Below are 24,944 nucleotides of genomic sequence, written 5' to 3' on the forward strand. Positions count from 1 at the left end.
TTTTCGACTTTCACAGGTCGGTGCCGATTTCATAGGCCGGTGCCGGGAGGATGCGGCCCGCGCCCCACGCGGGTTCATTCAAGTGCCGCTGAAGGGGCGCGGGCCGCATCCTCCCGGCACCTCTCCGGTCACTACATGAAAGTCGAATGTTGAATCCATAACATATAAGTATAGCATAACATGCCGAATATGTACAAAATGAAAATTGACGTTCTGCAAGGCCCGACAGCGCCCCGCGCCCCTGCCGGCCGCCGTCGGCTCCGGAATCGATCCTTTTGCGGGCCGCCCTGGAATTCGGCCCGGAAATTGAGATTGACAAGCCCGGAAATTTCTTGCAATAAAGCATAGGTATTGCAAGACGGCTTCAACCGCCGGACAATACAGCTCACCGCGATGCGCTTTCAACGACCATCGGGCGGCAAAAGCCGTCGACGCCGAACCATCGGCAGCCCCAGACCCATAAGCGGCTTTACACAACACAAAACGGTTTCAAAGGAGAAGAGAGGACGTGATGAAAAAATCAGCTCTAGGCGTCATGATCGTTATGGGGTGTATTTTGACGTTTGGCGGCAACGTATCGGCTCAGGGCCCCACCCTGGACCAGATCAAGCGCGTCGCCGAGAAAGGCCATCCCGTCGCTCAATACAAGATGGCCACCATCTATTTCAACGGCAACGGCGTCCCCAAAAACAATGCCGAGGCCCTCACCTGGTATCTCCGGGCCGCCGACCAGGGCTACACCATCGCCGAGTACAACCTCGGGGTGATCTACCAGAGCGGCAACGGGGCGCCCAAGGATTACGTCAAGGCCCTCGAATGGTACCGCAGGGCCGCCGACAAGGGGTATGCCGGCGCCCAGAACAAACTGGGGATGATGTACGAAAACGGGGAAGGCGTCCCCAGGAATTACGCCGAGGCCATGAAGTGGTATCAAAAGGCCGCGGCCCAGGGGTATCCCGGCGCCCAGTATAACCTGGCCTTGATGCACTACAACGGCTGCGGCGTTCCCAAAGACTACGTCAACGCCTATGTCTGGTGCTCCCTGGCCGCCGCCAACGGCCACGTTGCGGGAAAACACTATCTGACGCTCATCGAGTCGAAGATGAAGCCCGCCCAGATCAAACAAGCCCAGCTCGAGGCGGCCGGGCGACATCTGAAGGCCAAGAAATCCTGAACCCGCCACCGCTTTCGTTGCCGCTCCCCCGACCTGACGGCGGGATCCGCCGGCCCCGGGGCCGCGTTCCGGGGAGCGCCGAAGGCCGGTGCCCGGTTTCAGGGAATCAGTCCCGACCGTTGCGAACAGTGTCGTCCCGCCCCTCGCACGCCCGATGACGCCTTCAATTTATTCTTGATTATCGTATCATATCGCCGTAAAACGAATTCACGGCACAGGCCGGCGAATCGTCGGACGAACGCCTGCGACAGGATCGGCGAGAAGCCGATCCGCCACTGCGGGCCGCCGTTTCCGTTACCGGGAGATCCCCGGCAGGGGTGAACTGCGCTTGAAGTTTTGCGATGTTTATCATATGATGCATTTTTTGGAAAAAGCGCTTTATTCGAAGGGCGGCGGGATGTCCGGAGCCTGGAAATATCGCCGATCCCCGACGGGTCTTCCAGACCGGGGAGAGCGTTTTCTCCGAAAACAGATTCCATTTGTTTTAAGATCATCATTATAGGTTTGACAATTTTCCAAGAAAAAGGCATGTTCCCATATGATGCCATAATCGGATATTGAACAGATGAAGGATATCCTCCGCCAAGGGATATCCCGTCCGGACGGCGTCATTAGGGGATGGAAAGGGGCCTGTGGCGATTAGGTTTACACAGGCGGCGAATGTGATGAACCTTGCATCGACGGAGGGGGGTGATCGGAAGGCGATTTTTTACGACATTCAAGGACGGAAGCAACTGATTATCAATGTTAAGGAGGAAAGAGATGAAAAAAATTATTATTATGGTTATGTGTTTCACTATAGCGCTGGCCGCGAGTCTGCCCGTGTCAGCCATTGAATTGAGCCCCGACGCGGCCAACATCCCGTCGGTCTATGCCGAGGTCAGAGACGGAGAGATTGTTTACAGGAACAGCCCCACCGCCTATTCTCCGGATACCTTCGATGCGATCCTTACCGCCTACGGTCTCGAGCTGACGCCGGAAGCCGCCGCGAACGTTCCGGCAAGCTACGCCAGGGTTGTCGACGGCACCATCGTCTTCGGCGAAAAGCCCATGGCCTACACCCCCGAAGACTATCACAGAATCTTCACGGCCTACGGCCTGGTGCTTTCCCCCGAGGATGCAACGCTGATCCAGGGACCGGTGAATTACGCCAAGACCGTCGACGGTGAAGTCGTTCTCGGCAAGACCTCCACCGCCTACAGCGCTATGGGGCTGAGCCAGATCCTGGCCGCCTACCAGCTGCCCATGGCACCGGAGGAGGTCGTGGTGGTCGAAGAGGTCGAGTGTGTCGACGCTGACGGCGACGGCGTGTGCGACGATGTCGACGCCTGCCCCGGCACCCCCAAGGGCGTTCAGGTCGACGAAAGAGGCTGCTGGGTTCTGGACCAGAACTGTCTGTTCGACTTTGACAAGGCCGTGGTCAAGCCCGAATTCTATTCACTCCTGGACGGCATCGTGAAGGTCATGAACGACAATCCCACCCTGACCCTCGAACTCGAAGGCCATGCCGACGCCATCGGTACCAACCGTTACAACCAGGGCCTTTCCGAGCGACGGGCCAACGCGGTCAAGGCCTACCTCGTTGAGAAGGGCATGATCGACCCGACCCGCATTACCGCCATCGGATACGGCGAGGAAAAACCCATCGCCACCAATGAAACCGCGGACGGTCGCCGGCTGAACCGCCGGGTTGAACTGAAACCCATCTGGTAATTCGATCCCGATCCGATCGACTGAACGAAAAACCTCCCCTTGACGCCCACGGCGTTGGGGGGAGGTTTTGTTTTAAACCCTGATCACCCTCCTCACCTATTCCCCGGGCCGAAAGCTCCAAATCGTAACCGAACCTCTCTGTAATTGTCGACGATATAGGCCAGCAGCGCCCGGATGAACACGATTGCACCCGCCATCTCGAGACTCTCCTCGACGGTGGCCAGCATGCTGTAGGTCAAATTGTACATCCCGTTCACGTCGGCGTATCGGCCGGTGATCAATTCGACACCGACGGCCCCACCGATGTAGAGGGTCCCCGCCAGCAAAAAATTGCGCCGCGTTTTCGCCGGAAGATGCAACAGGAACTTCGAAAAGTACAAGCCGAGAACGAGGACAAGTGCAATGCCGGGAATGACCCAGGGAAAATAGAAAATGCCGAGATTTTCCACGCCCAGCAGCCGGTACATCGGTTTCATCAGTCTCTCATGAAATTGCCATCCCTCATCAGCCGCCATGCACAGGAACCCCAATGAAAGGAGCGCCCAGTCCGACACGGCAGAACCGGCTCGCCGCCTTTCAACCAGGGTGATTGCCAAAAGCAGCAGTGATGCGAACAGCAACAGCAGCGTGGAGAAAATGGTTGGAAAATTCCTCTCGGCGTCGATGTAAAAGAGCTGGATGAGCGTGTCAATATGGTCAGGCCCGGTCAGGTACAACGACAACTGGCCGACGATGCTGGCCAGAACCAGGAAAAAGGCCATTGCCCCAAGTAGACGGACAATACCAGACGGATTGAGCGTGATTTGATTGAAGGCCATTACAGTGTCGCTTGTTTCCTTGTAACCGTTAAATTTCGCGGACAAAGGGGGCAAAAGACTGAAGGCTGAAGACTGAAGGGGTGCGCCCGCAACAACCGGAGCGCTTATTCCCCCCACCCCATAGCCTTCAGCCTTCACCTTCAGTCTCTACCCTAACAAAAACCGAACCAGAAGCCCCCTTAACCCCTTAACCCCTTAATCACATAATCACATAATCACATAATCACATAATCACTTAATCACTTAATCACTTAATCACTTAAAACCTTAAAACCTTAAAACCTTAAAACTCTGAAACTCTGAAACTCTGAAACTCTAAAACTCTAAAACCCTAAAACCCTAAAACCCTAAAACCCTAAAACTCTATCCCCTTCCCCGTCATCCGGGTGCTGTAGCCCCCCAACGCCTTGACCCGGCGCTTGAATTCCGCCGACACGATGGTCTCCAGCAGGACCTTCATGGGGGGCCAGTCGAGGTAGATCTCGGGGATGATCAGGTCGTACTGCTCGGTCACCACCGGGATGAAATCGAGATGGAGGGCTTTGGCGGCGGCATAGATGCCCAGGCCGACGTCGGCGGCCCCGCTCAGGACCGCCGCGGCAACGGTCATGTGGGTGAACTCCTCGGTGTCGTACCCCGGGATCCCGGCCGGGTCGATCCCCAGTTGTCCCAGGCGATAGTCGAGAAGGATGCGGGTTCCCGACCCGCCCTGCCGGTTGATGAACCGGACATCCCCCCGCGCCAGATCGGCGATCTCCCGGATGCCTTTGGGGTTGCCCCGGGCCACCATCAGCCCCTGATCCCGGAGAACCAGGTTGACGATCCGCACCGGTGTATCCGGCAGAAACCGCTTGACATAGGAGACATTGTAGGAGCCGTCCCCGGTGTCCAGGAGGTGGGACCCCGCCAGGTGGCAGACGCCGCGCTTGAGGGCCAGGAGCCCGCCCGTGCTGCCCACATGGGTGGAGGAGAGGGTGACGGCGCCGTCATGACCGGCCCGGAGCTGATCGGCCAGCACGTCGAGGGTGTTGTCGTGGCTGCCCACGACCACGAGGGTGTTTTCCACGGCGGAAAGGGGTCTCAGCAGCTCGGCCGTCACCCGCTCGTGTTCCCGGATCCCTTCCACGGCATTGGGGATGCGGATGATGCCGTCGGCGTCGGTGATGGTGGTGATGCTCCCGGCGCCCCGGGGCAAAGCCGTGGCCACGATCCGGTCCCCCACCTTGCCCAGCTTGACCCGTACGAACTCCTCGACGCCGAGTTTCGAGGGAATCTTGCGGGTCGTCTCCACCGTCACCCTGGGCCTTTGGAGCTCGGGCACTCCCAGCATGCGGCAGATCAGGGGCCCCACGAACTGCTCGAAGGCGACGATCATGGAGACCGGATAACCGGGCATTCCGATCACCGGGGTCCCCTTGACCCGGCCGACGAGGATCGGCTTTCCCGGCATGATCGTCACACCGTGGATGAGCACCTCGCCCTGGGCGTCGATCACCGTCCGGGTGAAGTCCTCGGAGCCCGCGGAGGAGCCCCCCACGGTGAGGACGATATCGGCCCCTTCGTCGACGGCGTCGGAGACCGCCCGGGAGATGGCCGCGACGTCGTCTTTCAAAGGTTCCCGCCGGGACGGCGCACCGCCCCATTCCCGGATGAGACCGCAAAGCACGAAGCTGTTGGACTCCAGGACCTGTCCGGGCCGGACCGCTTCGATGGGCACGGTCCGCCAGTCCGTCAGCTCCGACCCGGTGGGCAGGATGGTGACGGCGGGCTTCTTCCGGACGGGCACCTGGAAGATACCACCGCCGATCAGTGCTCCGACGCAGTAAGGGGTGATCCTGTGCCCCCTGGGAAAGAGCAGCTCGGTGGCGACGATGTCCTCGCCCATCTTGCGGACGTACTGCCATGGAAAGGCCGGTGCCTCGATGGTGAGGGTCCGGTCGTCCACGGGGTTCAAATTCTCGATCATGATGACGGCGTCGGTCCCCTCGGGAAGCGGATTTCCGGTATTGACCCAGAAGGCGTCGGTGCCGATGGTGAGGGTCCTGGGCCGGGTTTCAGCCGCACCGAAGGTGTCGGCCGCCGCCACGGCGATCCCGTCCATGGCCGCCGCGTGGAAATTGGGGGAGGAGACCTTGGCGAAGACGGGTCCGGCGATCACGCGGCCGACGGCCGCATCGGGCGAAACGTGTTCCGTCGCCATGACGCCGAAACCGGAGAAGGCCTCGAAGAGCATTCGGCGGGCCTCGTCCAGGGTCCGCTTTTTCAGATAGACATTGCGATTGGCGTTCATGAGATCTCCCGAAGATGTTTTCCGGCGGGCTTCGCCGGTGTTTTTCCCCATGCCGGTCAGAGGGGCGTCACCTCAACCGGCGCATCCTTTTCCAGGCCTTCGACATCGCGGTCGATCCGCACGAGGCCGTCGGCTTTCACCATGGTGTGGATCAGGCCGGACTTCCCCAGCACCGGCGAAGCCCGCCATTCCCCCTGGTCCCGCGAAAGGCGGACCCGGACATAGTCGACCCGACCCTGGGCCGACGGGAGATTCCGGGTGATCCGGGCGGGAATGGTCCAGATCGTTTCCGATGCCTCCGAAAGTCCTGCGAGGTGGTGGATGAAGGGTCGGACGATCACCGTGAAGACCACCATGGCCGACGTGACGTGCCCCGGAAGCCCCCAGAAGGGCTTGCCGTCCACCCGGGCCAGGATGGTGGGCTTGCCCGGACTGATGGAGACGCCGTGGACCAGCACCTCGGATCGGGGCAGGGATGCGATGGTCTCGATGGTGAAATCCCGGGTCCCCACGGAGCTCCCGCCCGAAACCAGGACCATGTCCGATTCGGCCGAAGCCTGCCGACAGGTCGCCAGGAGGGCTTCGGGACGGTCCGGGACGATGCCGTAGATCTTCGGGATCCCACCGGCCCGCCGGACCCACCCGGCCAGGGAGTAGGTGTTGATGTCCCGGATCCGCCCCTGTGAGGGGACCTGGTGGATGGGAACGATCTCGTCACCGGTGGAGACGATGCCGACCACGGGCCGCCGGAAGACCCGGACCGTCTCCCGCCCCAGAGCCGAGAGCACCCCCATCTCCTGGGGCCGGATCCTTCGGCCGCGGTCCAGGACCGTCTCCCCGATCCGGAAGTCCTCACCCGCCTCCACGACGTTCTCCCCCGGGGCGACACTCTTGTAGACCTCGATCAGGGTATCGTCCAGACTCTCGGTCCGCTCGATCATGACGACGGCGTCGGCCCCCTCGGGAAGCATGCCCCCCGTCGAAATCCGGGACGCCTCCCCCGGGCCCACGGCAAACCCCGGCACCTCACCCATGCGGATGGTGCCCCTGACGGTGAGGCAGGCGGGCGCGCCGTCGGAGGCCCCGAAGGTGGCCCCGGCCCGCACCGCGTATCCGTCCATGGTGGCCCGCCGGAAATCGGGCAGGTCGATATCCGACACGATCGCCTCGGCCAGAATCCGGTCGAGGGTCTCGAGGACCGGCACCGTCTCCTCGCCCGCCGTCGGAAACCCGGCCCTGAGCGCCGTCACCGCTTCGATGTCCATGACCTTGAAAAAATCCTTCATCATCCCTCTCGTGCCGCATTGGCCCAACCCGGCCGCGGCGCCTTATTCGTCAAAGGTCAGTTCGTCGGGCCATTCCCGATCATGTCCGTCCATGGGCCCTTTTTTGCAGGCATCCACCACCACCCGGCAGCCGCGGCGGACCATGTCCCGCCCGGGATCGACGTTGTTGAAGATCTTCCAGAGCATGAGGGACCCGTCAAAAAGATCGATGCCGGGGTCGAAGAGCACGACGATGTTGAAGGCCGCAAGCTCGGGCCGATCCAGGATGTCGGCTGCAAAGGCCTTCCCGCCCCGATCGGCGGATTTGACCGCCGACACGGCCAGGATCCGGTTCAGGACCGCATCCTTCGACCGCTCCGGAAACAGCGCCCGGACGCCCGCCACCCCCGGGATGTTCATGGCCGCCTCCCGGGCCCGCGCCGCATGGTCCGCCGTCGGGATCGCGGCTCCGCGGGATTGCCGGGGCGGTTCTCCCGGAAACCGCGCCGTCAGGTCGAGGCCGATCTTGTTGCCGAAATTGGGAAAGGGCGAGGAATGGTCCAGCACGTCCAGCACCCCCTGGGTCAGGGTGATGTCGGTGGTGATGTCAAGCCGGGTCAGGAGGGCGTCGATGATCCCGGCCGGGTTGGTGAGGTCGACGCTCCGGTCCGTCACGATGATGGCCTTGCAGAAGCTCATCTGCCCCTGGCCCCAGAGTCCGCTCATGATCTTCTGGGCATGGCCGGGGTATTCCTTGTCGAGGGCGACCACCACGATGTTGTGGAAGACCCCCTCCCAGGGGAGCCAGTAGTCGACAATCTCGGGGAAGACCGTCTGGAGCATGGGCAGGAACATCCGCTCCGTGGCCTTGGCCAGGTAACAGTCCTCCATGGGGGGCCGCCCCACCAGGGTGGCGTTGTAGATGGGATTCCGGCGGTGGGTGACGGCGGTGACGTGGAAGACGGGGTAGAGGTCCGCCAGGGAATAGTAGCCCGTGTGGTCCCCGAAGGGCCCTTCCATCCGGCGCTCCTCGGGGTCGACATACCCCTCCAGGACGAATTCGGCCTCGGCCGGCACCATGAGGTCGACGGTGACGCACGGGGCCATGACCACCGGACGCTTGCGAATGAACCCGGCCAGCATCATCTCGTCCACCCCCCGGGGCAGGGGCGCCGTGGCGGCGTAGGTGACGGCCGGGTCGGCGCCGATGGCCACGGCAACGGGCATGCGAAGCCCCCGACGCCGGTACTCGTTGTAATAGTGGGAGCCGTCCTTGTGAATGTGCCAGTGCATGCCGGTGGTGTTGCGGTCGAAGACCTGCATCCGGTACATCCCCACGTTCCGTTTGCCGGTCTCGAGGCTGCGGGTCACCACCAGCGGCAGGGTAATGAAGGGTCCGCCGTCCTGAGGCCAGCAGTGGAGAACGGGGAGTTTGGAAAGGTCCACCTGGTCCCCGGTCAGGACCACCTCTTGGCAGGGGGGCGTTTTGCCCTTGAAGGTGCGGGGGAAAAAGCGGGAGACCGCCACGGCCCGGGGAACGACCTCCAGGGCCTCCCTGAGATTCCGGGGGGGATGGAAATCGATGAACTCCCGGATCCGTCGGCCGGGCTCGTCGAGGTCCTTCACCCCCAGGGCCATGCACATCCGCTTCATGCTGCCGAAGATGTTGACGGCCACCGGAAAGGCCGACCCCTTGACGTTCTCGAAAAGAAGGGCCTTGCCCCCGCCCGGGCGCTTGGACTCCCGGTCCGTGAATTTGCTGATCTCGAGGTAGGGGGAGACCGTCTCCGTTACGCGCAGCAGCTCCCCCTCCCGTTCCAGGGCCGCCAGAAAATCCCTCAGATGCCTATACAAGATCCTTGTCCCCCCATCGTTTCGTGAGATCGTTGTCGATGTCGAGCTGGTCCAGAACCCTGGCGACGGTGCCGTCGACAATGTCCGTCAGGGTCTCCGGACGCGTGTAGAAGCCCGGGCACGGCGGCATGATGATCGCCCCGGCCATGGCCGCACGCCGCATGTTCTCGAGGTGGACGAGGTTCAGGGGCGTCTCCCGGGTCAGCAGCACCAGGGGCCGCCGCTCCTTGAGGCAGACATCCGCGGCCCGATGGATCAGGCCGTCGGCGATGCCCGAGGCGACGGCGCCCAGGGTCTTCATGGAGCAGGGCGCCACCACCATGCCGTCGTGGCGGAAGGAGCCGCTGGCCGGCGGCGCGAAGAGGTCCCCCTCGTCGTGGTGGTAGAGCCGGGCCTCCCAGTGAAAGACGACCCCTTCCCGCTTCAGGAAATCGTCGAAGGGCTCTCCGTCGTATCCGGCCTCGTGGCGGAGCACCGCGTACCCGGCGGACGAGATCACCAGGTAGACCTCCACGGGCCGGGCCAGGAGGGCCTTCAGGAGGCGTATCCCGTAGATCACCCCCGAGGCGCCGCATATCGCCGTCACGAGGGTCTTCTTTTTCTCGGTTTTCTTCATCCCATCCTCCGGATCAGTTCATCCGCCAGCACCCCGGCCAGGAGCGTGACGGAGATGACGCTGTTGACATGGAAAAAGGCGATGGGGACCCGGCTCAGGTCATCGGGGTCGGTCAGCCAGTGCTCGAAGATGAGCAGGAACCCGATGAGGCCCACGGCGAGCAGGAATCCCCCGGTCATGTCAAAGGCGAAATAAAGCATCATGAACGCCCCGTAAGCCGCGGCATGAATCGCCCGGGCCGCCCGGAGGGCCGGTTTCACCCCGAAGCGGGCCGGTATGGAAAAAAGGCCCTGGGACCGGTCGAACGCGACGTCCTGGCAGGCGTAGAGGATGTCGAACCCCGCGATGTAAGCCGCAAGGGCGACGGAAAGCCAGAGGATCTTCCCGGAGAAGACACCGGTGACGGCGATCCACGTCGCCGGGGGAGCGAGGGCGATGGCAAACCCGAGATAGAGATGGGCGAGCCAGGTGAACCGTTTGGTGTAGGAGTAGAGGAACAGCACCCCCAGCACCGGGCCCGACAGCATCAGCGGCAGGGGCCCCAGCATGGCCGCGGCGAAGACGAAGATCCCCGAAAAGCAGACGACGAATACGCCGGCCGCCGATCCCGACAGACGCCCCGCGGGCAGCTCACGGGCGGCGGTGCGGGGATTCCGGGCGTCGAACCCGGCGTCCACGATGCGGTTGAAGCCCATGGCCGCGGAGCGGGCCCCCACCATCGCCACGAGAATCCAGAAGATCTCCACCAGGGTGACGCGGTGCTCGCGACCGGCCAGCACCAGGGCCGAGAGGGCGAAGGGCAGGGCAAAGACCGTATGGCTGAACTTGACCATCCGCCCGTAGACCCCGATTTTCAGAATCAGATCCCTCATGGGGCGCCCAGGTCGGCTCGTCCGGGAACGCGTCGTCGCCTCGCCCGTCATGAGAGCCCGATGCCGTGCACGGTTTCGCCGCAGTCCGGACATCGGCCATTTTCGAGACGATTCTCAAGGATCCGGTATCCCCGGCGGCGGATGACGGTTTCACCACACCCGGGGCACGGGGTGTCCTCCCCGCCGTTGCCGGGCACGTTCCCCACGTAGACGTATTTGAGCCCGGCGGCAAGCCCGATGTCCCGGGCGGCCGTCAGCGTCTCGACCGGGGTGGGGGGTCGGTCCGTCAACCGGTAAACCGGGTGGAACCGGCTGACGTGCCAGGGAGTTCCGGGCCCCAGCTCGCCCGCAATGAACCCCGCAAGGGCGGCCAGCTCATCCGGAGCGTCGTTGAGGCCGGGGATGACGAGGGTGGTGACCTCCAGGAAAATCCCGGCGGCCTTCATCGCCCTCAGGGTCTCCTTGACCGGTTCGATCCGGGCCCCGCAGCGGGTTTTGTAAAAGTCGTCGGTATAGGCCTTCAAATCGACGTTGGCGGCGTCAAGAAAGGGCCGGATCATCTCCACGGCCTCGGCCGTCATGTAACCATTGGTGACGAACACGTTGAGCAGGCCCCGCTCACGGGCGATGCGGGCGATCTCGAGGGCCGTCTCGAAGTAGACCGTCGGCTCGGTGTAGGTGTAGGCGATACTCCGGCATCCGGCGCTTTCGGCGGCCCGGACCACCGCCTCGGGCGGCGTGATGTCGCCCGGAAGCACGCCGCTCCGCTCCCCGGGCAGCTGGGCGATATCGGCGTTCTGGCAGAAACGACAGGCGAAATTGCAGCCCACCGTGGCCACGGAATAGGAGAGGCTGCCGGGCAGCACGTGGAAGAGCGGCTTCTTCTCGATGGGATCGATGTGCCGGGCGATGAGCTTCCGGTAGACCCGGCTGATCAACATCCCGTCCCGGTTTTCCCGAACCTTGCAGATGCCCTGCCTGCCGGGCTTGATGACGCAGCGATGCGCGCACAGGCGGCATTGGACCTTCCGGTCCGGCAAACTGTCATACAGCAGTGCTTCCATCCTGAGGCCTCCATTCAACGCGGGCCATGCCCGTCAAGGTGTCCTGAAGGGGCTTCGTCCGGCATTTGAGCCGAAGCGGCCGCGTTCGGTAACGGGGAACCAGCGTCACGCCGATTCCGATAAACGGACTCACCGGAGACTTGCAGAACAGATGGAAGGGCGGGCGGTGCCGGCGAAAGATCCCCAGGGGATGGGGAACCCGGGTCACGGACCGCCAGCTCAGGGGAACGCTTCCCGCAAGAGCCCGGATCATCCGCTTCAGCTCCCACACCGAAAAAAAACGGGCGTCGCCGTAGACGTTCCTGACGAAGACCCGCTGAGCCCGGATGCCGCCCACCAGAACGGAATGGCGGTTCATGAAGCCGATGAAGACGCGGTCCTTGGCGACCCGAAACGCCTCTTCCAGGGCCTTCACGGGGTCGTCCACGAATTCGAGGGTATTGAGGATGACGGCATAGGTGAAGGCGTTGTCCTCGAAGGGAAGGTCTTCGGCGACCCCCCGGTGGAGGTCCGCCCGGTTCCCCAGGCGGCGGCCGGCGATATCGATCATGTCCGGGGAAGGGTCGAGCCCCGAAACCCTGAGCCCCATGTCCATCAGGGCCGACAGCCCCAACCCGGTGCCGCACCCGATATCCAGCACGCTCTCCCCCCGCAGGGGATCGAGCATCCGCGCCATGAGCCGGTGGGCGGACTGGATGTCGGCCAGATGACCGGGTTTCTGCTGTTGCTGTTCGAGGGCCTTGGCCTCGCTATATGTGTAGACATGCCCCATGGGCTCCCCGTCCGCGATTCTGATCTGAAAGTCCGCATTCAACTTTCGGCACTCCAATGCCGGCAGCTGGGCCCCCGCCCCCCGCGTGTGCATGAGGGGATCAGGCTGAAGACTGAAGGGGTGCGTCCGCGACAGGCGGTGCGCCATGCGCCTTCAGTCTTGAACAGGCCTCGGCCGCTTTGCGCTCACCATGATGAAAGCCGAAAGTCGGATCTTAAAAAACGATAAGGGTTATTTATAGACCAGGCAAGAAATCCCCGCAACTCTTTTTCCTGGCGCCCGCCCCCTCCCGGGGGGCGACAAACAGGGACGTTCCTGAAGCGGGAACGACAATTTTGCAACCCCCGTCGGACATCCTCACAGCCGGATCAAACCGGCAAAACCCACCGTAATCATGATGGATAACCCTGATCCGTCCATTTTCGGGTTTTGGCATCGATCTTGCTGGATGGTATTTCCGGATGCGCATTCTCGCGATCTGGAATCCGACCAACAAGGAGACGGCAATGCCCCCCGACAACAGACGGATATGGCTGATCGACACCACCCTCCGGGACGGAGAGCAGGCCCCCGGCGTCGCGTTCACCGCCGATGAGAAGCTGGCCCTGGCCGAGCGGCTTTCGGCCGTGGGCGTGGACGAACTCGAGGTGGGCACCCCGGCCATGGGACCGGCGGAGCGGCGGACCATCCGACGGATCCACGCCCGCGGCCTCCCCTGCCGGCTCACCTGCTGGTGCCGGGCCCTTTCCCGGGACCTGAAACTGGCCGAGGCCTGCGGCACCGGCAGCGTCCACATCAGTTTCCCGGTTTCCGGGATCCACATGAAGGCCCTGGCCACCACCCCGGCCGAGGTCCTGGAACGGTTGGCGCGGCTGGTGGATGCCGCCGGCAAGGCTTTCGACCACGTGTCGGTGGGGGCCCAGGACGCCACCCGGGCCGCTCCCGATTTTCTGCGGGAGTTCGCGGTCCGCGCCGAGGCCGCCGGCGCGGCAAGGCTGCGGATCGCCGACACCGTGGGGGTCGCCGCCCCGACGGCGGTGTACCGGATGATCCGAATCCTCTCGGCCGTCACGGACCGCATGGCCCTCGAATTCCATGCTCACAACGACCTGGGAATGGCCACGGCCAACGCCGTATCCGCCGCGGAGGCCGGCGCGTCGGCCCTCAGCGTCACGGTCAACGGCCTGGGCGAACGGGCGGGAAACGCGGCCCTCGAGGCCGTCGCCGCCGCCCTGATCTTCGCCACGGGACAATTCTGCAACATCTCGACGTCGGGCCTGGCGACGCTGTCGGCATATGTCGCCCGAATCTCGGGACGGCCCTTGCCCCCGGACCAGCCCGTGGTGGGACGGGCTGTTTTCCAGCACGAATCCGGCATCCACTGTGACGGCCTCATCAAGGACCCCCGCACCTATCAGCCCTTTCCCGCCGACACCGTGGGCCGCGAGGCGGCGGCGTTCGTCCTCGGTAAACACAGCGGTTCCCGCGCCGTGCGGCATCTCCTGGCGAGTGTCGGGTGCCCCGTCGACCGCGCCGAAGCCCAACGCCTGCTGCGGCACATCCGGCGGCACGCCGAGGGGAAAGGCCTGCCCATGTCCGCCGAAGACCTCGCGGCCCTGCATCGCCGCACCCCCCGCCCAGTCGCCTGAAGGCCGCCGGCTCCCCTGCTCCGCCCGTCCCCAGCGTGACCCTCGAAGCGCATCGGTCGGCGGCGGCGCCGTCCGACAGCCGCGATGGCGCCGCCTTGCCCCATTCCCGTGTACAACGTCCCCACCACTGGATTGAACATTTATGTCTTTTTTGTTACTTCGATATACAATTTTGTATTTAATGACAGTTCTGAAGGGTCGGACCGCATTTTTTATATTATCCATTTTTTATTTGATCTCAATATATTGGATCGATTTACCCCCTGAAAACCTGTTTTGGCACAGACAATGCAGTATCCCATTGGCAGCCGCTCACGCAGCCATCGCGCGTGGGACGGCGCCTTTGATGTCAACAGTTTGACAAGGAGTGAATCAGGACATGAGAAAAGTGGCTATCTACGGAAAAGGCGGCATCGGCAAATCGACCACGACCCAGAACACGGTCGCCGGTCTGGCGGAAATGGGACACAAGGTCATGGTGGTGGGGTGCGATCCCAAGGCGGATTCCACAAGGCTTCTGCTGGGGGGACTGGCCCAGAGAACGGTGTTGGACACCCTTCGTGAGGAAGGGGAGGACGTGGCCCTGGAGGACGTCCGGAAGACGGGGTTCGGCAGCACCCTATGCACCGAGTCCGGCGGCCCGGAGCCCGGGGTGGGATGCGCCGGCAGGGGCATCATCACCTCCATCAACCTCCTGGAGCAGCTGGGGGCCTATGCCGACAGCGAAGCCCTCGACTATGTCTTCTATGACGTTCTGGGCGACGTGGTCTGCGGCGGCTTCGCCATGCCCATCCGGGAAGGCAAGGCCCAGGAGATCTACATCGTCGTCTCGGGGGAGATGATGGCCATGTACGCCGCCAACAACATCTGCAAGGGCATCGTGAAGTTCGCCGAGGCGGGCGGGGTGCGCCTGGGGGGCCTGATCTGCAACAGTCGCAAGGTCGACAACGAAGCGGAGATGATCCTGGCCCTGGCGGAGAAGCTCGGCACCCAGATGATCCATTTCGTTCCCCGGGACAACATGGTCCAGCGGGCGGAGATCAACCGGAAGACCGTCATCGAGTTCGATCCCGGGCACCCCCAGGCCGACGAGTACCGGACCCTGGCCAGAAAGATCGACGACAACGACATGAAGGTGATTCCTACACCCCTTGCCGTCGACGAACTCGAGAAGCTTCTGATCGACTACGGCATCGCGGCATAACCCGAAAACCGGGGCATGCCCCGTCACCCCCACAAGGAGACAGAACCACCATGATTATGCTGAGATCCATCGTCAGACCCGAAAAAGTGGACAACGTCCTGGCCGCCCTCATGGCGGCCGGTTTTCCCGGCGTCACCAGAATGTCCGTCGTCGGCCGGGGAAAACAGCGCGGCATCAAGATCGGCGAGGTGACCTACGACGAAATCCCCAAGGAGCTTCTGATCACCGTCATCCGGGATCAGGACAGGGATTTCGCCGTCAAGACCATCATCAAGGCGGCGCGGACGGGCGAGAAGGGCGCCTTCGGAGACGGCAAGATTTTCGTCGTCCCGGTGGAGGAGGCGTACACCATCAGCTCCGGCATCAGGGAAAACACAGACGGCTCGACCGAAGAGGTGGCGATATGAAAGAGATCATGGCCGTTGTCCGGATGAACATGATGAATCAGACCAAGCGCGCGCTTGCGGAGGCCGGAATCCCGTCGATTACTGCCCGGGACTGCCTGGGAAGGGGCCAGGGCCTTGTGGATATGAACCTGTTGAAGGGCGCGGAAAAGGGGTTCGAGGAGGCTGTTTCCCAACTGGGACAGAGTTCCAGGCTTATCCCCAAGCGCACCCTCATCATCGTCGTCCCGGACAAGCTGGTGGACAGGACCGTCAGGACCATCATCCGGGTGAACCGGACCGGCAAATCCGGCGACGGCAGGATCTTCGTGATGCCCTGCACGGATGCGATCCGCGTCCGGACCGGCGAGAGCGGCGACGACGCCCTGGACGACGCCTGAGAAGGCGCGCACCGGGAAGACATGCTGCAAAAACCCGACAATGAACCCCCGTCAAAGGAGAGACAGTACCATGGCAAAACCTGCCGCAACCCCAAAAAAGGACATCGCAGTGGACGGGCTCGACCCGGAAAAGGTCAAGGCGGCGCTGATAGACCGCTACCCGACCAAGGTGGCCCGCAAGCGGGCCGGACAGATCATCGTCAACAGCATCGCACCGGGGGACGCGGTCCCCGCCGTTCAATCCAACGTCAGAACCGTCCCCGGCCTCATGGGCCAGCGGGGATGCTGCTACGCCGGATGCAAGGGCGTGGTGCTGGGCCCCACCCGGGACATCGTCAACATCACCCACGGGCCCATCGGGTGCGGCTATTATTCCTGGCTGACCCGGCGCAACCAGACCGATCCGTCCACCACGCCGGACGGGCACAATTTCATGACCTATTGTTTTTCCACCGACATGCAGGACGAACAGATCATCTTCGGCGGTGAAAAGAAACTGGCCCAGGCCATCCAGGAGGCCTACGATCATTTCCATCCCAAGGCCATCGCCGTGTTCGCCACCTGCCCCGTCGGCCTGATCGGGGACGACATCCACACCGTCTGTAAAAAGATGAAGGAGAAGCTGGGGATCAACGTTTTCGGGTTCAGCTGCGAAGGGTACAAGGGGGTCAGCCAGTCGGCGGGCCATCACATCGCCAACAACCAGATCTTCAAGCACGTCGTGGGCCTGGACGACACCGTGCGCGAGGGGAAGTACAAGCTGAACCTCCTCGGGGAGTACAACATCGGGGGCGACGCCTTCGAGATCGAGCGCATCTTCGAAAAATGCGGCCTGACCCTGATCTCCACCTTCAGCGGCAACTCCAGCATCGATGGCTTCGCCAATGCCCACACCGCCGATCTGAACCTCATCATGTGCCATCGCTCCATCAATTACGTGGCCGAGATGATGGAGAAGAAATACGGCCTGCCCTGGATCAAGGTCAATTTCATCGGCGCCGGGGCCACGGCCAAGTCTCTCCGGAAGATCGCCCTGTATTACGGGGAACCGGCGCTCATGGCGCGGGTGGAGGCCGTCATCGCCGAGGAAATGCCCCGGGTGACGGCGGCCCTCGAAGAGATCCGCCCGAGGACCCAGGGCAAGCGGGCCATGCTCTTCGTGGGGGGCTCCCGGGCCCACCACTATCAGGAACTCTTCACCGAACTGGGCATGACGGTCCTGTCGGCCGGATACGAATTCGCCCACCGGGACGACTACGAGGGCCGAAAGGTCCTCCCGGACATCAAGGTGGATGCGGACAGCCGGAACATCGAGGAGCTTACGGTCCATCCCGATCCGGAGAGATACAGGCCCCGGAAGAGCCCCGAGGAGATGGAACGCCTCCGGGCAGAGGGCGTCCCTTTCAGTGAGTACCGGGGCATGATGCCCGAGATGGCGGAGGGATCCCTGGTCATCGACGACATCAGCCAGTACGAGACCGATGCCATGCTGGAAATCTTCAAACCCGACATCTTCTGTGCCGGCATCAAGGAGAAATACACGGTCCAGAAGCACGGCATCCCCATGAAACAGCTCCACAGCTACGACTACGGCGGACCCTACGCCGGGTTTGCCGGCGCCGTCAATTTCTACAGGGAGATCGATCGGATGGTGAACAGCAAGGTGTGGGACTACCTCAAGGCGCCCTGGCAGAAAAATCCGGAGCTGTCCGCCACCTACGCCTGGGCATAACCCGGGGCATCGAGACAAAATGTTGACCTTCAAGGAGCGTTAAGGAGTGCATGAGATGCTGCTCAAACATACCACCGCCGAGATCAAGGAACGCAAGGCCCTCACCATCAACCCGGCCAAGACCTGCCAACCCGTCGGGGCCATGTACGCCGCCCTGGGGATTCACGGATGCCTTCCCCACAGCCACGGGTCCCAGGGCTGCTATGCCTATCACCGGAGCGCCCTGACCCGCCACTACAAAGAGCCGGTGATCGCCGCCACCAGCGCCTTCACCGAAGGGGCGTCGGTGTTCGGGGGACAGGCCAACCTGCTTCAGGCCATCGACAACATCTTTTCGGTATACCGGCCCGAAATCGTCGCCGTCCACACGACGTGCCTGTCGGAGACCATCGGCGACGACATCCCTCAGATCATCAACAAGGCCAGGGCCGAGGGAAAGATCCCCGAGGGCAGGTACGTCATTCATGCCAACACCCCCAGCTACGTGGGATCCCACGTCACGGGCTTCGCCAACATGGTCAAGGCCATGGTCGACTATTTTGCCGAGGGGGACGGTCGCCGCGAGAAGACCGTCAACATCATTCCCGGCTGGGTCGAGCCCTCGGACATGTCGGAGATCAAGCGGATCGCCGCTGAAATGGAGATCCGCATCATCCTGTTTCCGGATACCGACAACGTGCTGAACAGCCCCATGACCGGAAAATATAAAATGTATCCCGAAGGCGGCGTCACGGTGGAGCGGCTCAAGGCGACCGGAAGCGCCACGGGCACCCTGGCCCTGGGCCGCCTGGCTTCGGGTCCGGCGGCCCGGGCCCTGGACGTCAAGTGCAAGGTCCCCTGCGAAATCCTGAACCTGCCCATCGGGTTGCAGGCCACCGATGCCTTTGTCGACGCCCTCCGGCGGATCGCCGGCGTCAACGTCCCCGACACCCTGACCATCGAGCGGGGCAGGCTCGTCGACATCATCACGGACATGCACGGCTATTTTTACGGAAAACGGGTGGGACTCGTGGGGGATCCGGATCAGCTCCTCTCCCTGACCCAGTTCCTGGTCGACCTCGACATGCACCCGGTCTATATCGTGACCGGAACCCCCGCCGGAAAGAAATACGAAGCAGCCCTCAAGGCGCTGGTCAGGGACGTGCCCGGCGAGGTCAGGATTCAGGTGCCCGGCGACATGTTCCTTTTCCACCAGTGGATCAAGCAGCAGGGCGTGGACCTCATCATCGGCAACACCTATGCCAAGTACATCGCCAAGGACGAGGACATCCCCTTCGTGCGCTACGGCTTCCCCATCTATGACCGGGTCGGCCACAGCTACTTCCCCACCGTCGGCTACCGGGGCGGCATGCGGCTTCTGGAAAAGATCCTGGATGCCCTCCTGGACCGCAAAGACCGGGATGCCGACGATATCACGACGGAACTGGTGATGTGATCGACACCCCACGACGGCGGCCGGCCTGCGGGCCGGGGACCGCCCCCGGAAACGGACGGACATGATGACAAACATACAGACGAACACCCAAAACGATATCCCCATCCTCAAGGAACGGGAATCCCAGATCCATCAGAAGGGCAAGGCGCCCTTCAACATGACCTGCGGCAAGCACAGCCTGGCCGGATCGGTCAGCCAGCGGGCCTGCGTCTTCTGCGGCTCCCGGGTCGTGCTCTACCCCATTGCCGACGCCCTCCACCTGATCCACGGCCCCATCGGATGCGCCGCCTACACCTGGGATATCCGGGGGGCGCTCTCGTCCGGGCCGGAGCTGCACCGCCTCAGCTTTTCCACGGACCTCCGGGAAAAGGACGTGATCTTCGGCGGAGAGAAAAAACTTTACCACGCCCTCCTGGACCTCATCGACACCCACCGGCCCAGGGCCGCCTTCGTCTATTCGACCTGCATCGTCGGCATCATCGGCGACGATGTGGCGGCGGTCTGCAGGCAGGTTGCCGAGAAGACGGGCATCCCGGTGCTGCCCGTCCACTCGGAGGGGTTCAAGGGCACCAAGAAGGACGGGTACAAGGCCGCCTGCACCGCGCTTTTCAACCTGGTGGGGCAAGGGGACGTCTCCGGCATCAGCCCGGAGAGCATCAACATCCTGGGGGAATTCAACATCGCCGGCGAAGCCTGGATCATCCGGGACTACTACCGGCGCATGGGGATCGAGGTCGTCGCCGTCATGACCGGCGACGGACGGGTGGACGAGGTGCGACGGTCCCACGGCGCGGCCCTCAACGTGGTGCAGTGCTCCGGCGCCATGACCTTCCTGGCGGAGATGATGAAGGAGCGGTACGGGATCCCTTATATCCGGGTCTCCTATTTCGGGATCGAGGACCAGTCCAAGGCCCTCTATGACGTCGCGGCCCATTTTTCGGACCGGCCCGAGATCATGGAGCAGACCCGGCAGATCGTCCGGGACGAGATCGGCCGCATCATCCCCGAGCTCCGCAGGATCCGGGAGGCGCTCAAGGGGAAGCGGGCGGCCATCTACGTGGGCGGCGCCTTCAAGGCCTTCTCCCTCATCAAGGCCCTCCGCTGCCTGGGGATGAACGTGGTCCTGGCCGGCTCCCAGACCGGAAACGCGGACGACTACGCGATGCTTCGGGACATGTGCGACGACGGGACCGTCATCCTGGATGACGCCAATCCCCTGGAGCTCTCCAAATTCATCCTGGAGAAGCAGGCGGATCTCTTCATCGGGGGCGTCAAGGAGCGCCCCATCGCCTACAAGATGGGGATCGGCTTCTGCGACCACAACCACGAGCGCAAGATCCCGCTGGCCGGGTACGCGGGCATGCTCAACTTCGCCCGGGAAGTCTACGGGACGGTCACCAGCCCGGTCTGGCAGTTTGTCCCGGGCAGGCGCCGCGGGCCGGAGGTCAAGGGATAGGAGCCATGGGGTTTTCGGAAATTCGTGAGATACGGTTTTTCAATCTCAGAGGGTAGGATCGACATGAACAAGACGGCAACGGAAAAGAAAGACTACACCGCCACCAAGAACGCGTGCAAGCTCTGCAGCCCCCTGGGCGCCGCCCTGGTCTTCAAGGGGATCCGGGGCGCGGTCCCCCTGCTCCACGGCTCCCAGGGCTGCTCCACCTACATCCGGCGTTACCTGATCAGCCACTTCAGGGAGCCCATGGACATCGCCTGCTCCAATTTCGCCGAGGACACCGCCATCTTCGGCGGCGGCGCGAACCTCAAGCTGGCCCTGGAGAACATCCGTAAGCAGTACGCGCCGGCCCTCGTCGGCGTGGCCACCACCTGCCTGTCGGAGACCATCGGCGACGACGTGCCCATGTTCATCCGGGAATACCGGGCGATGTTCCCCGAAGCGGACCTGCCGCCCATCATCCACGTGTCCACCCCCAGCTACCAGGGCACCCACATGCAGGGCTTTCACGGCGCCGTCCTGGCGACGGTAGAGGCCCTGGCCGGTGACGGCCGCCCGGAGGACCCGGGCGACGGAAAGATGCGCATCAACCTCTTCCCCGGCATGGCGTCGCCGGAAGACCTCCGCCATCTCAAGGAGATCATGACCGACTTCGGCGTCCCGGCCACGATCCTGCCCGATTATTCCAGAACCCTGGACGGCGGTCCGTGGACCGAATACCAGCGGATCCCCGAAGGCGGCACCGCGGTCGCGGATATCCGACGTTCAGGAACGGCCGCGGCCAGCCTGGAGTTCGGCCGTATCCTGGCGGAGGAGCGGCGCACCGCCGGGACCTTTCTGGAGAAGGCGTTCAACGTCCCCTGCCGGCGCCTGGGTCTTCCCGTGGGCATCCGGGAAACCGACCGGTTTTTCGAGACCCTGGCGGCCGTCACCGGGTTGTCCATTCCGGAGAAATATCTCGAAGAGCGGGGCCGGCTCATTGACGCCCTGGTGGACGGTCATAAGATCGTCAACCTGAAACGGGCCGTGATTTACGGCGAGGAGGATCTGGTGGTCGGGCTGGCCTCTTTTCTCGGCGAGATCGGCGTCATGCCGGTGCTCTGCGCCTCGGGCGGAAAGAGCGGATATCTGGAGAAGGCCATCGCCGAAATCTTTCCGGAACACGTCGGGAAGGGGGTTCGGGTCCTCGACAACGCCGATTTCGTCGACATCGAGGGGGCGGCCCGGGAGCTTGCGCCCGACCTCATCATCGGCCACAGCAAGGGATACACCCTGTCCCGGCGCATCAAGGTCCCCCTGGTGCGGGTCGGCTTTCCGATTCACGACCGGGTCGGCGGCGCGCGCCTTTCCCTTCTGGGATACCGCGGCGCGCTTCAGCTCTTCGACCGGATCGCCGACACCCTCATCCAACAGCGGCAGGATGCCTCTGCCGTGGGATACACCTACATGTAGTTTGCCGCGGGTCGCGCCTTCCTCCCGAGCCTTCCCGCCCGCGGCAGAGGTCCTTCCGCCGGTCTTTGCGAAAAACCGGCGGGGGCCTCACTTTTCGGCTGCCGGCGGGTCCGGAAGCGGATCCGCCCGCGGAACATCAAAAAGACGCTCAGACAAAGAGGTCCTCATATGAATCCTGACAACCATCCCTGTTTCAACGTCCGCGCCCACAAATCCTTCGGCCGGGTCCATCTGCCGGTGGCGCCGCGGTGCAACGTGCAATGCAGATTCTGCAACCGGAAATTCGACTGCGTCAACGAGAGCCGGCCCGGGGTCGCCAGCGGCATCCTGACCCCCGGCCGGGCCATGACCTATCTGGAAAAGGTGCTGGCCGGGAGGAAGAACATCGCCGTCGTGGGCATCGCCGGGCCGGGAGACCCCTTCGCCAATCCCGACGAAACCCTCGATACGCTGCGCCGGGTCCGGGAAGCCTACCCGGAGATGATCCTCTGCACCGCCACCAACGGCCTGAACCTGGCCCCTTACGTCGACGATCTGGCGGCCCTTTCGGTGAGTCACGTCACCGTCACGGTCAATGCGGTGGATCCCGACGTCGGGGCCGGAATCTACGCCTGGGTCCGGCATGAAAAGCGGGTGTTGCGGGCGGAAAAGGGCACGGAGGTCCTCCTGGCCCATCAGACGGCCGCCATCGAAAAGCTGAAAGCATGCGGTATCACGGTGAAGGTCAACAGCATCATCATCCCCGGCATCAACGACGACCACATCCCGGCGGTGGCCGAGTATGTCGCCGCCCTGGGGGTCGATATCCTGAACTGCGTCCCCTACTACCCCAACCGGGGATCGGCCTTCGAGGATCTTGCCGAGCCTTCCCCGGAGATGGTCGACCAGGTCCGGAAAGCGGCCGGAAAACATGTCCGGCAGATGCGCCACTGCACGCGGTGCCGGGCCGACGCCGCCGGACTTCTGGGGGAGGCGCCCGACAGAGGGCTCATGGAAACCCTCAAGGCGTGCGAACGGCTTCCGGAGACGCCGACTTCCCGGATGCCGTCCGTCGGCAGGACCCGCGTGGCCGTAGCCAGCATGGAAGGGGTTCTGGTCAACCAGCACCTGGGCGAAGCTTCCCGGCTGCTCATCTACGGCAAAAAGAACGGCACCGTCACCCTCATCGAGGCCCGGGAAACCCCGCCCAGGGGCGGCGGTTTCGAGCGGTGGGCGCAGCTCGCAAAGAGCCTGAGCGACTGCGGCACCCTCCTGGTCAGCGGCATCGGCGAGACGCCCCGGCAGACCCTCTCCGAAAGCGGGCTCGATGTCCTTGAAATCGAGGGTCTCATCGACGACGCCGTCCGGGCGGTATTCGAGGGAGAGAACATCAAGCATCTGGTCAAGCACAACATGTCCGCCTGCGGCGCCGGATGCCGGGGGACGGGTATGGGTTGCGGGTGACGGCGGCTCGGGATTGAAGACCGATGACGGAAGGTCGAAGACCCGCCTGGGATCTATCGACCTTCAGCCTGCTTTTAGAACTGAAAGGAGAAAAGAATGGACAAGCCCACCTATCACATCTTTGTCTGCGCCGGCTTCCGGGCCGGCGGAAACCCTCAGGGAAACTGCGGCAAGAAGAATTCCGCGGCGTTCCTGCCCTACATTGAAAACGAAATCCTCGACAGGGGAATGGACGCCCAGGTCACCGCCGCAGGATGTATGAAAGCGTGCGATTACGGTCCGGTCATGGTGGTTTACCCTCAGGGCCTCTGGTACGGCCGGGTGGACGGCGAAGCGGCCATCGATGCGATCCTGGACGCCCTCGAGGACGGCGGCGCGGCGGCAGCCCACCTGATCGACTGACCCGAGGCAGGCGAAAAAGGGCCGGGCCGCGACCCCCTCAGTAGGATTTATGCCTATGCCGGAATGAGTGTTTGACTTCATTTAAAATGAGTATTTGTTCGGATTGCCTCCCGCCGTACACCTCGGTTAAAGTGCAATCGCTCAAGACCTTTCCTGAGCGTCTCTACACTTCTTCCCCGCCGATCCCCCGCCATCATGGCGGGGGACACTTCCCATGAAAAGGAGGTCACTGATGAGCGCGATCAACTACAGGGCTTTTTCACGCGCTGTCCAAAAGAGCACCATTCGCTTTGCGGAAACCGCGGCAGGAGAATTTCAACGAGGGCGATTGCTGAACAAAAGCAGCGGCGGGATGTCGTTCCTCACCCATCGCGAACTGAAAGTCGGATCGACGATCCTCCTTGAAAGGCCGAATGCGGATGAAGAAACCGACGGCGTCAAGCCCTATCGCAACGATATCGCGGAAGTTCGATGGTGTGTCCGGGCAAGAAATACGGCGTCCGAGAGATGGAAGGTCGGGGTCAAGCTGTTTTCCGCCGTGTGCGCGCTGTGCGGAAAGGAAATCCACTATCACGACCCCCATGACCTCATTGATTTGTGCGAGGATTGCCACAAATACTTCGCCGCCCTGTCCGAAGGAAAAATCAAAACCGTCATCGAGGCGTATCTTATCGGCAATGTGCTCTGAGGGCAAAGTCACCCAACGGCTTTTGCAGGAAAGGTTTCTCACACAGAGACGCAGAGGGCGCAAAGGCACTTGATTCAACTTTCGACTTTCATAGGCCGGTGCCGGGAGGATACGGCCCGCGCCCCGCGCGGTTTCGTTCAAGTGCCGCTGAAGGGCGCAGGCCGTATCCTCCCGGCACCACAATCCGGTCAACATCATGAAAGTCGACAGTCGAGTGAAGACTGAAAGAAACTAAACGTTCCCCACGTCACAGATGCACCC

Annotated in this window: 21 protein-coding genes; 13 read left to right on the forward strand and 8 right to left on the reverse strand. The window is 62.8% G+C overall.

Annotated features, from left to right (window positions below):
- The first annotated feature begins 511 nt into the window (after positions 1-511).
- Together AB7S84_RS10075 and AB7S84_RS10080 are read left to right on the forward strand one after the other, a co-directional pair.
- Entirely contained in the window at positions 512-1,174 is a 663-nt protein-coding gene (locus AB7S84_RS10075; protein ID WP_020878116.1) for a tetratricopeptide repeat protein, read from the forward strand.
- Positions 1,175-1,936: 762 nt separating this feature from the next.
- Complete coding sequence (locus tag AB7S84_RS10080; RefSeq protein WP_020878117.1) at positions 1,937-2,887, forward strand: OmpA family protein; 951 nt, start codon at positions 1,937-1,939, stop codon at positions 2,885-2,887.
- A gap of 92 nt (positions 2,888-2,979) precedes the next feature.
- Here the strand turns inward: AB7S84_RS10080 and AB7S84_RS10085 are convergent, their stop codons facing one another.
- The 8 genes from AB7S84_RS10085 to AB7S84_RS10120 form a co-directional block, all read right to left on the reverse strand.
- The gene (locus AB7S84_RS10085) at positions 2,980-3,843 is read right to left on the reverse strand and encodes a hypothetical protein (protein ID WP_144016547.1); all 864 of its coding nucleotides are present in this window, start codon (positions 3,841-3,843) and stop codon (positions 2,980-2,982) included.
- A gap of 217 nt (positions 3,844-4,060) precedes the next feature.
- On the reverse strand, positions 4,061-5,995 hold the full coding sequence (locus AB7S84_RS10090) for a molybdopterin biosynthesis protein (protein ID WP_428154246.1): 1,935 nt from the start codon (positions 5,993-5,995) through the stop codon (positions 4,061-4,063).
- A 56-nt stretch (positions 5,996-6,051) separates the two neighbouring features.
- On the reverse strand, positions 6,052-7,284 hold the full coding sequence (locus AB7S84_RS10095) for a molybdopterin molybdotransferase MoeA (RefSeq protein ID WP_428154248.1): 1,233 nt from the start codon (positions 7,282-7,284) through the stop codon (positions 6,052-6,054).
- A gap of 39 nt (positions 7,285-7,323) precedes the next feature.
- Complete coding sequence (locus AB7S84_RS10100; protein WP_428154250.1) at positions 7,324-9,114, reverse strand: menaquinone biosynthesis decarboxylase; 1,791 nt, start codon at positions 9,112-9,114, stop codon at positions 7,324-7,326.
- Positions 9,107-9,730 (reverse strand): UbiX family flavin prenyltransferase, encoded by a 624-nt coding sequence (locus AB7S84_RS10105; RefSeq protein ID WP_020875296.1) that lies wholly within the window; start codon positions 9,728-9,730, stop codon positions 9,107-9,109. Before AB7S84_RS10105 ends, AB7S84_RS10100 begins: the two co-directional genes overlap by 8 nt.
- Entirely contained in the window at positions 9,727-10,602 is an 876-nt protein-coding gene (locus tag AB7S84_RS10110; protein WP_428154253.1) for a UbiA-like polyprenyltransferase, read from the reverse strand. The genes AB7S84_RS10105 and AB7S84_RS10110 overlap by 4 nt, the downstream gene beginning before the upstream one ends.
- A gap of 47 nt (positions 10,603-10,649) precedes the next feature.
- Positions 10,650-11,666, reverse strand: a complete 1,017-nt coding sequence (amrS, locus tag AB7S84_RS10115; RefSeq protein WP_428154255.1) for an AmmeMemoRadiSam system radical SAM enzyme — start codon at positions 11,664-11,666, stop codon at positions 10,650-10,652.
- On the reverse strand, positions 11,647-12,585 hold the full coding sequence (locus AB7S84_RS10120) for a class I SAM-dependent methyltransferase (RefSeq protein ID WP_428154257.1): 939 nt from the start codon (positions 12,583-12,585) through the stop codon (positions 11,647-11,649). Before AB7S84_RS10120 ends, amrS begins: the two co-directional genes overlap by 20 nt.
- A 359-nt stretch (positions 12,586-12,944) precedes the next feature.
- Here AB7S84_RS10120 and AB7S84_RS10125 point away from each other — a divergent pair, with 359 nt between their 5' ends.
- The 11 genes from AB7S84_RS10125 (at position 12,945) to AB7S84_RS10175 (ending at position 24,683) form a co-directional block, all read left to right on the forward strand.
- The gene (locus tag AB7S84_RS10125; protein ID WP_428154260.1) at positions 12,945-14,087 is read left to right on the forward strand and encodes a homocitrate synthase/isopropylmalate synthase family protein; all 1,143 of its coding nucleotides are present in this window, start codon (positions 12,945-12,947) and stop codon (positions 14,085-14,087) included.
- A gap of 379 nt (positions 14,088-14,466) precedes the next feature.
- A complete protein-coding gene (gene nifH, locus AB7S84_RS10130; protein WP_428154262.1) occupies positions 14,467-15,291 on the forward strand; it encodes a nitrogenase iron protein in 825 nt (274 codons plus the stop codon).
- Positions 15,292-15,341: 50 nt separating this feature from the next.
- Positions 15,342-15,698, forward strand: coding sequence for a P-II family nitrogen regulator (locus tag AB7S84_RS10135; protein ID WP_428154264.1), 357 nt, complete (start codon positions 15,342-15,344; stop codon positions 15,696-15,698).
- Positions 15,695-16,075 carry a P-II family nitrogen regulator gene (locus AB7S84_RS10140; RefSeq protein WP_428154266.1) on the forward strand — a complete coding sequence of 127 codons (381 nt, stop codon included), beginning with the start codon at positions 15,695-15,697 and terminating at the stop codon, positions 16,073-16,075. Before AB7S84_RS10135 ends, AB7S84_RS10140 begins: the two co-directional genes overlap by 4 nt.
- A 70-nt stretch (positions 16,076-16,145) precedes the next feature.
- Entirely contained in the window at positions 16,146-17,807 is a 1,662-nt protein-coding gene (gene nifD, locus AB7S84_RS10145; protein WP_428154268.1) for a nitrogenase molybdenum-iron protein alpha chain, read from the forward strand.
- A gap of 55 nt (positions 17,808-17,862) precedes the next feature.
- On the forward strand, positions 17,863-19,242 hold the full coding sequence (nifK, locus tag AB7S84_RS10150) for a nitrogenase molybdenum-iron protein subunit beta (protein WP_428154270.1): 1,380 nt from the start codon (positions 17,863-17,865) through the stop codon (positions 19,240-19,242).
- A gap of 61 nt (positions 19,243-19,303) precedes the next feature.
- Complete coding sequence (nifE, locus tag AB7S84_RS10155) at positions 19,304-20,698, forward strand: nitrogenase iron-molybdenum cofactor biosynthesis protein NifE (RefSeq protein ID WP_428154273.1); 1,395 nt, start codon at positions 19,304-19,306, stop codon at positions 20,696-20,698.
- Between the two features lie 63 nt (positions 20,699-20,761).
- Positions 20,762-22,150 (forward strand): nitrogenase component 1, encoded by a 1,389-nt coding sequence (locus AB7S84_RS10160; RefSeq protein WP_428154275.1) that lies wholly within the window; start codon positions 20,762-20,764, stop codon positions 22,148-22,150.
- Between the two features lie 168 nt (positions 22,151-22,318).
- Positions 22,319-23,593, forward strand: a complete 1,275-nt coding sequence (locus tag AB7S84_RS10165) for a radical SAM protein (RefSeq protein ID WP_428154277.1) — start codon at positions 22,319-22,321, stop codon at positions 23,591-23,593.
- A gap of 96 nt (positions 23,594-23,689) precedes the next feature.
- On the forward strand, positions 23,690-23,995 hold the full coding sequence (locus tag AB7S84_RS10170; protein ID WP_428154279.1) for a (2Fe-2S) ferredoxin domain-containing protein: 306 nt from the start codon (positions 23,690-23,692) through the stop codon (positions 23,993-23,995).
- 232 nt (positions 23,996-24,227) lie between these two features.
- A complete protein-coding gene (locus AB7S84_RS10175) occupies positions 24,228-24,683 on the forward strand; it encodes a hypothetical protein (protein ID WP_428154281.1) in 456 nt (151 codons plus the stop codon).
- The last annotated feature ends 261 nt before the right edge of the window (positions 24,684-24,944 follow it).

It is taken from the genome of Desulfococcus sp. (assembly GCF_050178255.1).
Lineage (GTDB): Bacteria > Desulfobacterota > Desulfobacteria > Desulfobacterales > Desulfococcaceae > Desulfococcus > Desulfococcus multivorans.